The sequence below is a fragment of the Cnuella takakiae genome (assembly GCF_001953305.1).
In the GTDB taxonomy this organism is placed as follows: domain Bacteria; phylum Bacteroidota; class Bacteroidia; order Chitinophagales; family Chitinophagaceae; genus Flavisolibacter; species Flavisolibacter takakiae.
This window is the reverse complement of sequence record NZ_MTFE01000010.1, coordinates 5,447,423-5,462,386: the sequence shown is the minus strand read 5'-3', so window position 1 is coordinate 5,462,386 and position 14,964 is coordinate 5,447,423. Positions and strand designations below refer to the sequence as shown.

Below are 14,964 nucleotides of genomic sequence, written 5' to 3'. Positions count from 1 at the left end.
CCCCTTTTGAATCTTATGCCAAACAGGGAACCACTCATCGTGCTGCTTTCGAAGTGAGCCAACGATTTCACTTTTTTAGCGATGGGCAGGGCATTACACTTGATGAAGCTTACCGCTTTCTCTTGCACCGGTTGCATGAAAAGCGTTTGCAGGGCCTGCAGCGCACAATAAAAGAGCCGGTGGTGGCAAAGTCCCGTAAAGGCGGTAAAGCATAAAAGGGTTTACCATGCAGGTTGAAGCAGCAAAGGTGGTGGTGAGTTTTTTTGAACTGGCAGAAGAGGACCCAAGGGTAAAGCCTGGGCACCTTGGGCTATACACAGCGCTGTTGGCAGCCTGCATCAGGGCGGGGAGTACTAATCCTTTCTCTATTTCAAGGAGCAGTATCATGCGGCAGGCAAAGCTGAGTTCCCGTTCCACTTACAACCAAATGATGCGGGACCTGATGCAATTTGGGTTTATCAGGTATTTGCCTGCGCAGAATGGCTTGTCGCTTAGCATTGTCTTTTTGAGAAAGCTTGAATAATGCATTTTACAGAAATCAAAAAGTGGGAGGGGGTATGAAAAGAGAGCAGACGCCAATTCTTTTGCCTTATGATCCAGAAGAGTTCCTTGGGCAGATTCGGGCAATAATAAGAGAAGAGTTTGCCAATATGGTAGTTCAAAGGCCCTTGGAACCAAGGCAGGAGCCATTTATACCTAGAAGGGAAGTAGCGAATCTGCTGCGGGTGTCACTTGTTACGCTGAATAGTTGGGTTAAAAAAGGAATGCCCGCACATAAGCAACAAGGAAAATTATACTTTCTGCAATCTGAAGTGATGAATTACATCCGGAAAAAAACTTAACCATCAAATATTTACTAAATGCCGAATGGTTTTATATGCCTGCGTTATGCGGGCATATTTTTTAACTAGCTTTGAATAAGTTCTATTTCGCCGACAGGGATTTTGGGGATTGATTGCAAATTGATTGCAAAAATGAAAAAGGTCACCGAAGTGACCTTTCCAAGTGGTTGAAAACCAGGCTCCCCCTGTTGGACTTGAACCAACGACCCTCTGATTAACAGTCAGATGCTCTAACCAACTGAGCTAAGGAGGAATATCCGTTTCTTCGTTGCTTATCAGTTACTTGCGTTACCGTTTCAGCGTTGAAGGGAGTGCAAAAATAAGGGGCCGGTGTGATACGGAACAAATATTTTTTGAAAAAAATTTTTAGGGCGCCTTTTCCTGCTTTGCCGAAGGGCAGACAGCCTTCTTTACAGGCGAAACATCGTTCAGCTCCGGCTGCCCAGCAGCCCAAATAATCCCTTTTCCGCAATGCTCACCCAAATGCCGTCGCCGCGCAACTCCACGGGCCAGTGTTTGAGGTAATACCCTTCCCCTGATACGTTTCGGCCGTTGGCCATGCAAAACTTGTAACGGTGTAGCGGGCATACCACGTTGCCCATGGGGTCAATCCATCCTGCCACCATCAGCCCGCTGGCATGCGGGCACTTGCGGGCAAAGGCAAACAAGCGGCCCTCATGGCGGCCGATGCATATGGTTTTGCCACCGGCTTCCACCTCGGCAAGGCCATTGGTATTAAAAGGAATTTCCGCTTCCGATTCGGCGATTTTGATCCAGGACAAAGAGGGCAGTGATTTTGATAAGTAAAAGCTGCAAGTCTCTAGCTACAAGCTGCATGCAGGAAAATTACTTACAGCTTGTAGCCAGAGACTTGCAGCTTAATAAAAGAACTCCGTTTTATACGGGTACCTGATGCGGTACAGTTCCCGCACCTTGTCCAAAATGCGCATGCGCAGCATTTCCAGGTTGGTGCGTTCCAGTGCCGAAACAAAGATGGCATTGCCTCCTGTAGCATGTTGCCAGCGTTCTTCCAGGTCCTTGATGATCTCCTTCTTGGTATCGGCTTCCAGCCATTCGTCGAAGGTGTTCTTTTCGTACAGGTCCATTTTATTGAAGATGGTGAGGATGGGCTTTTCAAAGGCATCCAGTTCCTGCAGGGTTTTATTTACCACGCCTATCTGGTCCTCGTAGTTGGGGTGCGAAATATCCACTATGTGCAACAAGATATCGGCTTCCCGCACTTCGTCCAGCGTGCTCTTAAAACTCTCCACCAGGTGGTGGGGCAGCTTGCGGATAAAACCAACGGTATCACTCAGCAGGAAGGGCGTGTTTTCGTACACGATCTTGCGGGTAGTGGTGTCAAGGGTGGCAAAAAGCTTGTTCTCGGCCAGCACCTCGCTTTTGCTCAGCAGGTTCATCAGCGTGCTCTTGCCCACGTTGGTATAGCCTACCAGCGATACACGGATGAACTCGCCGCGGTCCTTACGCTGGGTGAAGGCCTGCTTGTCGATTTCCTTAAGGCGGTTGCGGAGCAGGGAGATTTTATCCCGTACAATACGACGGTCCGTTTCGATCTCCGTTTCACCAGGGCCCCGGGTACCAATACCGCCACCCAGGCGTTCCAGGTGTTTCCACATACCGCGCAGGCGGGGCAGGATGTACTGGTACTGGGCCAGTTCCACCTGTGCCTTTGCCTGTGCTGTTTTAGCCCGGCGGGCAAATATGTCGAGGATCAGGTCGGAGCGGTCGATGACCTTGATCTTTACCTCTTTTTCAATATTGGAGATCTGTGAGCCATTGAGCTCGTCATCAAAAATCAACAGGTCAATATCCTTGCCCTGGATGTATTCGGCTATTTGTTGCAGCTTGCCCTTGCCCACAAATGTGCGGCTGTCGGGGTGGGGCAGCTTTTGGTAAAATCGTTTTACCGTGATGGCGCCCGCCGTTTCGGCCAGGAATGCCAGCTCGTCGAGGTATTCCTGTATCTGATGCTCCTTTTGGTCTTTCTGCACAAGGCCTACCAGCACCGCCCGTTCTTCGTTCCTGATCTTATTTGATTTATCCAGCATCTGTGTTGCAATTAAAATGGCGGTAACCCGGTAAGTAATGGGGGGCCGGATTTCCGCCGGTGACAAAGCTAACCAAATAAAAAATCAAGCCTGAAATAGCCCCCGGCGTAAAGCGCCAGAAGGATCGGTACTGGCCGACCTGCAGCAGGGGCAATAAAAAAGCCACCCCGTATGCTGGAGTGGCTTTTTTTAAAAGTTTGAATACCCTTAAAGGCCGCTGAGTGTAATACCGATGGTGAGGGGCCTGATCTGTGCAGCCACCCCTTCGCGGAAGAGCGGGGTAGCGGAGTAAGAGCCAAAGAGGCCCAGGTTGCCATAACCTATACGGCCGGTAAATGAAATACGGTTGTTGTTGAAATAACGCTTCGACTCCAGCTTTTCGGTGTAATCGCCAATGCGGTTGTTAGCACGGTTTTGCAACTCCTTGCCCTTGGTGTGTGCACCAACCAGCAGGCCCACTTTTACACCCAATGCTGCCTTGAAGCTCTTCTTGTCGTTGGCAGGGTTGCTGCGGAAACGCAGTTCAATGGGCGCTTCTACATAAGTGGTAGCTACCTTGTACTTTTTAAAATGGTTGGTATCCGACACATCGCGGAAAGCCAGGTTGGTGGCGGAGGAAGTAAGGTCCACACTCATCTTGTCGAAATACACATTATCGGTGGCAATGCCGGCGCCAATGGCGGTGCTCAGCTTGGGATTGGTCTTAAAAGGAAAGTCGAAAAGAAAATACATGTTGAAGCTGCGGGGCAGGCCACCAAACTGCAGGGAGTCGGGAGCGCCGGTCCACTGGGTATGGCCCAACTGCAGCATAAAATGGTCGTTGGCACGGGGCAGGGCCTGTGTGCTGATGGAACGGGGTCGGGTGCTGTCGTTTTGAGCGAAAATCCACAGCGAAGCAAAAAGCATCACTGCCGTGAGCAGGTATTTCTTCATATATCGTGTTAAAAATCAAATGTAGCCCCGGTGCCGTTAAGGAAAGGTTAAGCAGCCTGGCCGCCTTTTTCCCCGCCCGCTACACCGGCGCGGGCAAAAGTAGGGCATTTGGGGCAGCTAAAGCCGAAGGCATTGTTTGGGAGCAGCGCTGGATAAAAAGCCGGTTGAATAATAGAAACTGATCAGTACGGGCACTAGCCGCGCAGCGCTGCAGGCTGGCTGCTAACGGGGTAGCATAGCGGCAGCACTATGCTTATTAGCTATATGTTAAAAGCTGGCTCTTAACAGGAGTTTAATATGCTGCGAAGCTAAAGGCGGTTAGATTTGTTCCAGTTAAAGCGATTTTCTCATGTGGACCTCTGTTTCTACAGGGGTTTTTTCTTGCCCCTACATCATTTGTTTTCGGTTGTTTTAATACGTTAGCCATCCTGTCTTTTAATTTTTTATCAAAGAAATGTGCACACAGGTGGCACGGATACAACAGGTATGCACAAACGAATATCATCTGTGTTATCGGTGCCATCTGTGTACCCAACCCCTACAAAGTTTCAATCAGCTCCAGCCGCTGTGCTTCCAGGTCTGCCTTGCGTTGTTGAAAGCGGATGCGCCTGTTGCCAAAGAGCAATACCATCAATCCCATTAAGCTGCAAAAGCTCATGATGGCAGCCGTGGGCAGGGCCGTGTTGTTGAACAATATGCCTACCAGTGCCGATGCCAGTGCACCAAAGGCCATTTGCAAGGCACCCATCAGCGCAGAGGCGCTACCCGCACCGCTTGTAAAGGGTGCCATGGCCAGGGCTGCCGAATTGGGAAAGGTAAATCCCTGACAGCTCAGGAACAGGAACATCAGCCCGATGGTGCTGTACAGGTTGAGCAGCTGCAGGGCCGTGAGTGCTGCCAGCACCAGCCCGATGCTGGCCTGTGTGATGAGCACCACGCGGATGACCTGGGCACTGGTATATTTTTTCAGGATCACATTATTGAGCTGGCTGCAACCAATCAGTCCTGCGGCAATAAGGGCGAAGATCCAGCCATAGGCCTGCTCGCTTACACCAAAAAGACTCATAAACACAAAGGGCGACCCTGCGAGGTAAGCAAACAAACCTGCGGCGGCAATGGCACCGGCAAAAGCATAGGTGGCAAACTGCGGCTCCCGGATCACGTTGGCAAAACCCCGGACAATGGGCGCCGGCCGGAGCGATACCGAGGGGTCGGCGGCCTTGCTTTCGGGGAGGCGCAGCACCACCAGCAACAGCACCAAGGCGGTAACTGCCGCCAGCACCAGGAATACCGATGCCCATCCGAATGCCGCTACGAGGAAGCTGCCAACGGTAGGCGCCAGTATGGGCGATACACCCAGTATCAGGATCAGCAGGGAAAAGATGCGGGCATTTTCTGCCACGGGGAACACATCGCGTACAATGGCGCTGGGTGCCACCATGGCCACACAGCAACCTAAAGCCTGCACAAAGCGAAACAGGATGAGCATATCTGCCGTGGTGGTAAACGAGCAGGCTACCGATGCGGCGATATACAACAGGAGGCCGATGACCAGGGGCCGCTTACGGCCAAAGCGATCGAGCAGGGGACCGCAAAGCAACTGACCCACGCATACGCCAATGAAGAAGCTGGAAAGGGAATAGGCCACGTATTCCACCGTGGTGTTCAGTTTTTGGGCGATCACCGGGAAGCCGGGCAGGTACATATCTATGGAAAAAGGCCCGATAGCAGACAACAGGCCCAGGATCAGGATGAGCAGGGAGCGGTTGGTATTTTTCATTTCGGGGCAAAGGTAGGGACAGGGGATTTTGGATATAGGATTTCGGTTGGCGTGAGGTTGGATGTGGCGCAGGATGTGTTGCAGCCGCCAGGGGGGTACCAAGGACGTTGGGGCATTCCGTTGTTTACCATCGCTGTTTTGTCAAAGACAGGTGCAATGCACATTTTTTCAGGTTTGTTTGGTTTGCTGGATTGGTGTGAATGGCAGAAAAGAGTGTTTGGTTAATGTGTAATAACATGGTCCCTTTTTTTTCCTGCATGTTGCAGCTCCGCTTACTTCCGCACCCGCACCCTTGCCAGGAATGTTTATATTGACAGGTTATACAAAAGTGCTCATGCCTGCCATCCTTTCCTTGCTGCTTGGTATCGCCCTCATCATTGTACTGACTACCCGTTTGCGGGTGCATCCTTTTTTTGCCCTTTTGCTGGCCTGTTTTGTGGTAGGTGCTGGCCTGGGTATGCCGCTGGCGCAAATCATCGCCAGCAGCAAGGAAGGTTTTGGCCGCTTATTGCAGTCGTTAGGGTTTATACTGGCCCTGGGTACCACCCTCGGGCTGGTGCTGGAACAAAACGGTGCCACCCGCGCCATGGCCCTCTTCCTGGTACGCCGGCTGGGCAATAGCAGGGCACCACTGGCCATGAGCCTTACGGGCTACCTCGTGGGGCTGCCCATCTTTTGCGACTCCGGGTATATTGTACTGAGTGGCCTCAACAACTCGCTGGCAAAAAGCAGCGCCACACCCCGCCTGGTAATGGCTACAGCATTAGCAACGGGTTTGTACTCCGTGCACTGCCTGATTCCGCCGCACCCCGGTGCCGCCGCGGCGGCGGTTACCCTAAATGTGGGTTTCGGTCGGTTGATATTACTGGGCATGGTGGCTGCCGTGCCCGCCATGCTGGTGGGTTATGCATGGGCCCGGTATGCCGGCAGCCGCTACCCCGCCGAAGAAGTAATAACGGAAGAACGCGCTACTCCTGAAGGAACTATGCCGCCGGTAGCCCTGGCCTTCTTACCCCTGGTTGTGCCCATCCTGTTGATTGCCCTCCGTGCTTTTGCAGGCTTGCAGCAGCCGGGCGGTGCTGCTTTGTTTGATGGCCTGCTTGCCCTTGGCGACCCGGTATTGGCCCTGCTTACAGGTATTGTGCTGGCCTTGTTGTGCAAGCGCAACTGGAGCCGTATCGAGCTCAGTCAATTGATGGGTGCCGGTGTGGAAAAAGCGGGTAGCATCCTGATGATCATTGGTGCCGGCGGCGCCTTTGGTGCCATACTGGCCACGGCCAACCTGGGTACGCAAATGATGCAGCTGCCCGGGGTGAGGACCTTGGGGCTGCTGCTGCCTTTCGGGCTTACGCTGCTGCTGAAAACTGCGCAGGGCTCCTCAACGGTAGCCATCATTACCGCGGCTTCCATCCTGCAGCCCATGATGGGATCGCTGGGACTGGATAGTGAACACGACCGGCTTTTTACCGTATTGGCCATGGGCGCAGGCTCGATGGCGGTATCGCATGCCAACGACGCTTATTTCTGGGTCATCAGCCGCTTTGGGGGGCTGCCCGTGAAAAGAATGTTGCAGGTGTATACTACTGCCAGTATCCTGATGGCGGCAGTGGCCATGGCAGCGGTGTGGGCTATGTACCGGTTAGGTGGTTAGTTGGTACAGGGTTGAAAGAAGTATAAAGTTCAAACCGGCGACTTCATTTGCCTTGTTGCAACCCGTTTTCCCAACTTTGAACTGTAAACTTTAAACTCCACCCTGTCCCCACTGGCTCTGCTACTCGAAGGTGCTGTTGATGTGCCGGCACCGTTCCCAGTATTCGAACAAGGTGCGGAGCATGGCCTTTATCTGGTCCATACTATCCGGTTTTTGAAAATAGCCCTGCACACCCAGTGCATAGGCATGCCGTACCGATACCTTGCTGGCATTGGTGGAAATAAAAACAAAAGGAATGCCTTTGGTACAGAGGTAGGGGTCGTCCTGGATGGTTTTCTTGAGTTCCAGCCCGCTCATTTCGGGCATATTGATGTCGGAAAGAATAATAAAGGGTTGCTCCTCGGTGTTGACGAGGTACTCAAGCGCTGATTTGCCGTTATTGAAAAAGTGTTGGTGATTGTTGATGCCTATCTCCTGTAATGCCGCTGTATATAACTCCTGGTCATCTAAATCATCTTCTGCAATCACTATGGGACCTTTGATCATGGGTGCTATTTTGTGCCATTGCTGAAAACCGAAGGCCAGCTGTGCTACTGGGCTCCTGCTCCGTTGAAAGGGTGCGGGCCTGGTAGCCATTGATGGCCAACTCCAGATCGGCCTCGGTAAAGCGGCCGGTGAGGGTGCAGCCTGCCGGGTCGATAACGGCCCTGCGCTGGTCGGTGATCATTTGAAAATCTACCAGTTCGGAAAGTGATGCAAAGCGTGCTGTGGTGCGTTCCATAAAGGCAATTTTGGTATGCCCGCAACCTGAACAATTAATATGCCACTTCGCAAAAAAATTGCCTTGCTAAGGGATAGCACTTAGGGCTGTTTGGCAAACGGGTGAAGGCAAATTCTTTTTAACCCCGCCAGTGCAGCCGGAGAAAGGTACCGCATTATTGTATGGTAATCCACCCCGCGAAAAAGAAAAGGGTAGCCAGGATAGCTACCCTTTTCTTTTTCAGTTTGTTTTCCGCCGTTGGGTGATGTATTCCGAGGGCAGCATATTGTACTTGGTTTTAAACGTTTTTGCAAAATAGTTGGGCGTGGAAAAACCTACCGAGTAGGCGATCTGCGCAATGGTCATATCGCTTTTCTCCAGCAGCACCGCCGCCTTTTCCAGCTTTACCGAGCGGATAAATTCTACCGGCGTCTGCCCCGTAATTTCCAGCAGCTTGTTGTACAGCGAGCTCCGGCTCATCCCAATGTTGCGGCTCAGTTCCTCCACCGACAACTGTGGGTTGGTGAGGTTTTCTTCCAGGTAGGCCATGATGTCTTTCAGCAGCCTTTCGTCGTCCGATTCAAGCTCAATATCCGGTGTGGCCACCTTTAGCTGTTTGCTATAGGTATGCTTCAGCGTATCGTTCAGCACCAGCAGGTTGTTGATCTTGGCATGGAGCACGCCGTAGTTGAACGGCTTGGTGATATAATCGTTGGCGCCGGTTTGCAGGCCTTTTATCTGGTCTTCCTCACCGGTAAGGGCCGTGAGCAGGATGATGGGTATATGGCTGGTACGCTTGTCCGACTTGATCTTCTGGCTCAGCTGGATGCCGTCCATATAGGGCATGCTGATATCGCTCACCACAAGCTGCGGGTGCAGGGCCAGCGCTTTTTGCCAGCCTTCCTTGCCATCGGTGGCTTCAAACACCTTGTAGTGCTGCTGCAGGTTTTCTTTCAGGTAGGCACGGAAATCTTCATTGTCCTCCACCAGCAACACCGTGGGCAGGAGCGTGGTGCCGTTTGCCGCAGCTACAAGTTCTTCTGCCGGCATAGGGGCCAGTTCGGGGCTGTCTTCCTCCAATGCTGCATCAGCATCTTGAGGTACTGTTGCTGCGGGCGTTTCCAGCGGTATAAAGGGCAGCCTGATGGTAAAGGTGGTGCCTTTCGATAGTTCGCTGTCTACTGCTATACTGCCACCATGGAGCCTCACAAATTCCCTGGTGATGGCCAGCCCGATGCCGGTGCCCTGGTTGAGGATGGCCGCAGCCGAAGTGTCCTGGAAAAAGCGGTCGAATACCTGGTCTTTCTTATCGGCGGAAATACCCACACCCGAATCGCTGATCTTGATATTGACCCAGGAAGCGGTACCCGCTTCTGTTGTTCCGCCCGGCTCCAGTATGAGGGCAATGCTGCCCCTTTCCAAAGTAAACTTGAAAGCGTTGGACAGCACATTGAACAGGATGCGTTCGATCTTATCCTGGTCGAAACGGGTGTAAAAATGATCGAGGCCGCTGCGGAAAACAAAGTCGATCCGCTTGCGCTCGGCCAGGTCCCGGAACGAGTCGGCCACATCGCGGATAAAGGAAACCAGCTCGCCTTCGGAGAGCTGCAGGTTCAGTTCTTTCTCTTCCATTTTGCGGAAGTCCAACAACTGGTTCACCAGGTTGAGCAGCCTTTTGGCGTTGCGCCGCACCATGCGGAGCTGCCCGTTGGTTTGCGGGTTTTTTTCCTGTTGCAACAGGCTGTCCACCGGGCCCAGTATCAGCGAGATGGGGGTACGGAACTCGTGGCTCAGGTTGGTGAGGAACTTGATCTTGAGCTGGTCCAGTTCGTGCAGGTGCATGGCCTGCTTGCGCTCCTGCTCGGTATGAAAGCGCTCCTGCTCCAGCAGGTACTTGCGCTTTAGTTTTTGCATGCTCCGGTGGCGCAGGTAGTACACCAGGGCGATGGCAGCCAGCAGGTAAAAAGCATAGGCGTAATTGCTCCGCCAAAAGGGTGGGTGAACGATGATGGTGATGGCAGTTCCTTTTTCGTTCCAGATCCCATCGTTATTGCTGGCCCTTACCCGGAAGCGGTACTCGCCAGGGTCGAGGTTGGTGTACGATACGGATGTGGCATGGCCCGCATCGATCCAGTCGCGGTCGAAGCCTTCCAGCTTGTAGGCATACTGGTTTTGCTCCGGCGAGGTGTAGTTGAGGGCTACAAAGCTGAGGGTGAAATTCTGCTTGAAGTCCAGGTTGATTTCTTTGGCCACCAGGATGTTTTCCCTGAGCGGCCCGTCGGGGCCGGGTGTTACCGACTGGTTGGCGATCTTCAGGTCGGTGATCAGCACCTGCGGCACATTGGCGTTGCGCTTCAGGTACTTGGGGTTGAAGTAATTGAAGCCCTCCAGCCCGCCAAAGAACAGGGTGCCATTGGCCGACAGGAAACCGGCACCCCTGATGAAATTGTTGTTTTGAAGGCCGTTGTGGTAATTGTAGTTGTGTACCACCTTCTTGATGGGGTCGATGCTGCTGATGCCCTTATTGGTGCTCACCCAGATGGTACCTTCCGGGGCCCTGACGATCTTGTAAATGGTGCTGTTGGGCAGCCCTTCTTTTTCGGAGAACACGCTGAACTGGCCGGTAGCGCGGTTAAACAGGGCCAGGCCGCTGCCAAAAGTGCCGGCCCACAGGTTGCCATCGCTGCCCATCAGCAGCGACTGTACCTTGTTGTTGGGGAGCTTGCTGTTTTCGGTATTGAATATTTTAAACTGGCCCGAACCGGGATTGTACTGGGCGATGCCGCCGCCATGCGTGGCAATCCAGATATCGCCGTTGCGGTCTTCCGCCAGGTCGCGGATATAGCCATTGAAGGGCAGCAGGAAATCGTTGGGTGCCCTTGGAGTGGGCGTAAACCTCCGGATTACCTTAAAGTCGCGGTCCAGGATATTGATGCCATTGCCATTGGTGCCCACCCACAGGTTGCCGTTGCGGTCTTCCAGGATGCTGTAAATTTCGTTGCCGTTGAGGTCTTCGGGTTGGTTGCCCTGCAGCAACTGGCGGTAAAGGGCACCGGATGCGTCCAGCACAAAAAGGCCTTCGGCATAGGTGCCGGCCAGGAGTTGTCCCCGGCGGTTCTTTTTCAGGGTTAAAATAGTTATGTACCGGCTGCCGTTTTTGCGGCCCGAAACAAGCGGAACCCGCCTGAATATTTTATTAACAGGGTCGTACAGGCTAAGCCCACCACCCTGCGTCCCTACATACACCTGCCCGCCGGCACCGTCGGCAAAGGCAGTAACTACCGAAGTATTCAGTCCCAAAGGGTCAAACTGGTTGCTGCGCACCAGGTTGAAGAGGTTGAGGTTTTTGTCGTACTTGTTCACGCCGCCACCGGTAGTACCCAGCCAATAGATGCCCTGCTTGTCGATGGTGATATAGCGCACCGAAGAAGTGTTCAGGCTATGGATGTCGCGAACGTTTTGGCGCAGCCGGGTAATGCTGCCGGTACGGGGTTGGAATATGTCCAGCCCCGTACTGTTGCCAATCCACAGTTTATCGCCGTCCACGGCAATAGCATTGATGCTGTTACCATTATACCCGTTGGTAAGGTTGCTGTCGAGCCTGTAATTGGTAAAAACCGCCGAGCCCGGCCGCTGCATGCTGAGACCGGTACTGGTACCAATCCAGATATTTCCGGAACTGTCTTCGGTAATGGCATTCACCTGGTTGCCGGCAAGGCCTGTACTGGAGTTGCCGGTATACACAAAACGGGTGAGCGATTTTGTTCCGGGCTGAAAACGGAACAGGCCTGCACTGGTACCAATCCAGATCCGCTGCCTGCTATCCTTGAAAATAGTGGTGCCCTGCCCATCGGGAGAGAGCACCAGTTTTTCCACTTTTTTGGTTTTGGGGTCCAGGATGTCCACGCCATCGTAGTGTACCACCCAGATCCTGCCGGCATTGTCGCTGCTGATGCCCCTGATCACGCTATTGCTGATGCCCTGCTCGGCGGAAGGATAGTTGACAAACCGGTTATACTGCCGGTCGTAGCGGCTCAGCGAACCGCCACTGGTGCCCACCCAGATATTGCCTGCCTGGTCTTCGTGGAGGGCCAGCACCTCGTTGGCAGGCAGGCTTTCCTTGTTGCCCGGTATATGCCGGTAAATGGAAAGGTTAAGGCCGTCAAATTTATCAAGGCCGTCTTCGGTGCCAAACCATACCTGGCCGTACCGGTCTTTAAGAATGGTATTAACGGTATTGGACGACAGGCCATCCTTGGTGGTGATGGCTGTGAAGTTGATATCGTCCTGTTGCGCCCGGGTAAGTGACGCATGGCCAATCAGACAAAAACAAAAAAGGGCAAGCTTCCTGAACATTGGATAAAGCAACTTAAAGGCTGCTGGGCAACATGAAAAAATGGCTAGCAGTACTGGTAAATGGGTGGCAACGACGGGCAGTGTTCCCGGCATTGGATATTTAGTGGTAAAATGCTTGAAGGGGATACCATACAACTCCTGGCTGAAAAAAGGCTCATCGTGCAACAGTTAGCGACGCATTCCGGAATATCCGGGCCGCGTAAGTGAAAGGGTAAAAATCGGTAAAGGCTTGTTTTCACGAATTTATTTCTTCCACTACAATTCCAGCATCAGGCAAACATTTGTTCCCTAAGCTTCTACAAATGAAGCATCCGCCGTTATATGTGGCCCATAGTTTTGGCAACCTCCGGGGTGAGCAACCCTGGTTTAAAGAATGGGTGGGGGATAAACCCTGGTACAACTTTCCGAGTACTGCTTAACTTGGAATGGCCAGGGTGTCCAATTACCCAGCAACATACCATATGCGATTGCCAATACTTTTTTGCCTGCTTACCTTTTACACCCTTGTGCATGCCCAAAGCCAGGCGGGGCTCCGGTTGTGGTACCGCCAGCCAGCAGGCACCGTATGGGAACATGCCCTCCCCATCGGCAACGGCCGCTTAGGCGCCATGGTATATGGCAATGTGGAAAAGGAAACCCTGCAACTGAACGAACATACCGTTTGGAGCGGCAGCCCCACCCGCAACGATAACCCTGCCGCATTGGCCGCCCTGCCCCAAATCCGAGAGTTGATCTATGCCGGCAAACACAAGGAGGCCGAGCAACTGGCAGGCAAAACCATCATCAGCCAGCAATCGCACGGGCAGATGTTTGAGCCGGTGGGCAGCCTGCAACTGGCTTTTGAAGGACATAAAGGGTATTCCAATTATGCCCGGGAACTGGATATTGAGCGGGCCGTAACCAAAACTTCCTACACCGTGGGAGATATCACCTACCAGCGCGAGGTCCTTGCCTCCCTCCCGGACAGGGTGGTGGCGGTGCGCCTCACCGCCAGCAAGGGGGGCAGTATCTCCTTTGCCGCCTATTTTACCACGCCGCAGCCCAAGGCCATGGTGCACACCACCCCGCAGCAGGAGCTGACCATTGAAGGCACCACCATCGACCATGAAGGCGTAAAAGGTATGGTACGCTTCAAAGCCCTGGCCCGCATCCGGCTGGAAGGCGGCAGCCTATCGGCAAACGATACGGCCCTGCTGGTAAAAGACGCCGATGCGGCCACCATCTATATTTCCATCGCTACCAATTTCAACAGCTATAATAACCTGGGTGGTAACCCCGACAGCCGGGCCGCCGAATACCTGGACAAGGCCGCTGCAAAACCTTTTGCCTCCCTGTTACAGGCGCATGTGGCTGCTTACCGCAGGTATTTCGACCGGGTAAAACTAGACCTGGGCAGCACAGAAGGAGCCCGGCTGCCTACCAACGAGCGGTTGAAAGCTTTCCGCTCCGGCAACGACCCGCAGCTGGCAACCCTGTATTACCAGTTTGGGCGCTACCTGCTCATTTCTTCTTCGCAGCCGGGTGGGCAACCTGCCAACCTCCAGGGCATCTGGAACCACCGGATGAACCCGCCCTGGGACAGCAAGTACACCATCAATATCAATGCGGAGATGAACTACTGGCCTGCGGAAAAGGCCAACCTTTCGGAGCTGCACCAGCCTTTCCTGCAAATGGTGCGGGAACTGGCCCAAACCGGCAGGCAAACGGCAAGGGATATGTATGGCGCCCGGGGCTGGGTGGCCCACCACAATACCGATATCTGGCGCACAACCGGCGCCGTAGACGGGCCGCTCTGGGGCGTATGGAACGCCGGTGGCGCCTGGACCAGCCAGCACCTGTGGGAGCATTACCTCTATACCGGCGACCGTGCTTTCCTGGCCGAAGCTTATCCCATCTTTAAAGAAGCCGCCACTTTTTACACCGACTTCCTGGTGGCGCATCCCAGGTATTCCTGGCTGGTGGTCAACCCGGGCATGTCGCCCGAAAATGCGCCCAAGGGCCGGCAGGGTGCAGCCATCGATGCCGGGGCTACCATGGACAACCAGATCGTGTACGATATTTTTTCCACCACCATCCGCGCTGCCGAAATCCTGAACAGGGATGCCGCTTTTGCCGATACCCTGCGCCGTATGCGCCGGCAGCTGCCCCCCATGCAGGTGGGCCGCCATGGCCAGCTGCAGGAGTGGCTCGAAGACCTCGACGACCCCAGGGACAACCACCGGCATATTTCGCACCTGTACGGGCTGTTTCCTTCCAACCAGATATCGCCCTACCGCACACCGGCGCTGTACAGCGCGGCCCGCACCACCCTGCTGCACCGGGGCGATGTGTCCACCGGCTGGAGCATGGGCTGGAAGGTAAACTGGTGGGCACGCCTGCTGGATGGCAACCACGCCTATAAACTGATCCAGGACCAGTTGTCGCCCGTGGGCAGCAACGAAGGCGGTGGCGGCACCTACGATAACCTTTTTGACGCCCACCCGCCCTTCCAGATCGACGGTAATTTTGGTTGCACGTCGGGTATTACCGAGATGCTGCTGCAAAGTGCCGATGGCGCCGTGCACCTCCTGCCC

At 53.8% G+C, this 14,964-nt stretch carries 11 protein-coding genes and 1 tRNA gene; 4 read left to right on the top strand and 8 right to left on the bottom strand.

Annotated features, from left to right (window positions below; translation table 11 throughout):
* Both BUE76_RS24960 and BUE76_RS23230 read left to right on the top strand, forming a co-directional pair.
* Positions 1-215: hypothetical protein (locus BUE76_RS24960; protein WP_216820725.1), on the top strand; the 215-nt coding region annotated here is incomplete at its 5' end.
* Between the two features lie 342 nt (positions 216-557).
* On the top strand, positions 558-842 hold the full coding sequence (locus tag BUE76_RS23230) for a helix-turn-helix domain-containing protein (RefSeq protein WP_073038920.1): 285 nt from the start codon (positions 558-560) through the stop codon (positions 840-842).
* Between the two features lie 179 nt (positions 843-1,021).
* Here the strand turns inward: BUE76_RS23230 and BUE76_RS23225 are convergent.
* The 5 genes from BUE76_RS23225 to BUE76_RS23205 all read right to left on the bottom strand — a co-directional run bounded on the left by BUE76_RS23225 (position 1,022) and on the right by BUE76_RS23205 (position 5,624).
* Positions 1,022-1,095 (bottom strand) — tRNA-Asn (locus BUE76_RS23225).
* Positions 1,096-1,270: 175 nt separating this feature from the next.
* The gene (locus tag BUE76_RS23220; protein ID WP_245798235.1) at positions 1,271-1,624 is read right to left on the bottom strand and encodes a Rieske (2Fe-2S) protein; all 354 of its coding nucleotides are present in this window, start codon (positions 1,622-1,624) and stop codon (positions 1,271-1,273) included.
* A gap of 96 nt (positions 1,625-1,720) precedes the next feature.
* Positions 1,721-2,911, bottom strand: coding sequence for a GTPase HflX (gene hflX / locus BUE76_RS23215; RefSeq protein WP_073038916.1), 1,191 nt, complete (start codon positions 2,909-2,911; stop codon positions 1,721-1,723).
* A 207-nt stretch (positions 2,912-3,118) separates the two neighbouring features.
* Positions 3,119-3,844: an outer membrane beta-barrel protein gene (locus tag BUE76_RS23210; protein WP_073038914.1), complete on the bottom strand. Its 726-nt coding sequence runs from the start codon at positions 3,842-3,844 to the stop codon at positions 3,119-3,121.
* Between the two features lie 538 nt (positions 3,845-4,382).
* The gene (locus BUE76_RS23205) at positions 4,383-5,624 is read right to left on the bottom strand and encodes a multidrug effflux MFS transporter (protein ID WP_073038912.1); all 1,242 of its coding nucleotides are present in this window, start codon (positions 5,622-5,624) and stop codon (positions 4,383-4,385) included.
* Between the two features lie 334 nt (positions 5,625-5,958).
* Between BUE76_RS23205 and BUE76_RS23200 the strand changes: the two genes are divergently transcribed.
* On the top strand, positions 5,959-7,275 hold the full coding sequence (locus tag BUE76_RS23200; protein WP_073039443.1) for a GntP family permease: 1,317 nt from the start codon (positions 5,959-5,961) through the stop codon (positions 7,273-7,275).
* A gap of 120 nt (positions 7,276-7,395) precedes the next feature.
* On the opposite strand, the gene BUE76_RS23195 is transcribed toward BUE76_RS23200, so the two are convergent.
* The 3 genes from BUE76_RS23195 to BUE76_RS23185 form a co-directional block, all read right to left on the bottom strand.
* Complete coding sequence (locus tag BUE76_RS23195) at positions 7,396-7,821, bottom strand: response regulator (RefSeq protein WP_073038911.1); 426 nt, start codon at positions 7,819-7,821, stop codon at positions 7,396-7,398.
* A complete protein-coding gene (locus tag BUE76_RS24620; RefSeq protein WP_073038908.1) occupies positions 7,787-8,056 on the bottom strand; it encodes a hypothetical protein in 270 nt (89 codons plus the stop codon). Before BUE76_RS24620 ends, BUE76_RS23195 begins: the two co-directional genes overlap by 35 nt.
* 219 nt (positions 8,057-8,275) lie before the next feature.
* Entirely contained in the window at positions 8,276-12,391 is a 4,116-nt protein-coding gene (locus tag BUE76_RS23185) for a hybrid sensor histidine kinase/response regulator transcription factor (protein ID WP_073038906.1), read from the bottom strand.
* 461 nt (positions 12,392-12,852) lie between these two features.
* On the opposite strand from BUE76_RS23185, the gene BUE76_RS23180 reads away from it, so the two are divergent.
* On the top strand, positions 12,853-14,964 hold a 2,112-nt coding region (locus tag BUE76_RS23180), incomplete at its 3' end, for a glycosyl hydrolase family 95 catalytic domain-containing protein (protein ID WP_216820724.1).

What these genes read in the sequence shown, in the direction of transcription:
- BUE76_RS23230 (WP_073038920.1), top strand. Translation starts at nt 558, where the DNA reads ATGAAAAGAGAGCAGACGCCAATTCTTTTGCCTTATGATCCAGAAGAG.
- hflX (WP_073038916.1), bottom strand. Translation starts at nt 2,911, where the DNA reads ATGCTGGATAAATCAAATAAGATCAGGAACGAAGAACGGGCGGTGCTG.
- BUE76_RS23210 (WP_073038914.1), bottom strand. Translation starts at nt 3,844, where the DNA reads ATGAAGAAATACCTGCTCACGGCAGTGATGCTTTTTGCTTCGCTGTGG.
- BUE76_RS23205 (WP_073038912.1), bottom strand. Translation starts at nt 5,624, where the DNA reads ATGAAAAATACCAACCGCTCCCTGCTCATCCTGATCCTGGGCCTGTTG.
- BUE76_RS23200 (WP_073039443.1), top strand. Translation starts at nt 5,959, where the DNA reads ATGCCTGCCATCCTTTCCTTGCTGCTTGGTATCGCCCTCATCATTGTA.
- BUE76_RS23195 (WP_073038911.1), bottom strand. Translation starts at nt 7,821, where the DNA reads ATGATCAAAGGTCCCATAGTGATTGCAGAAGATGATTTAGATGACCAG.
- BUE76_RS24620 (WP_073038908.1), bottom strand. Translation starts at nt 8,056, where the DNA reads ATGGAACGCACCACAGCACGCTTTGCATCACTTTCCGAACTGGTAGAT.
- BUE76_RS23185 (WP_073038906.1), bottom strand. Translation starts at nt 12,391, where the DNA reads ATGTTCAGGAAGCTTGCCCTTTTTTGTTTTTGTCTGATTGGCCATGCG.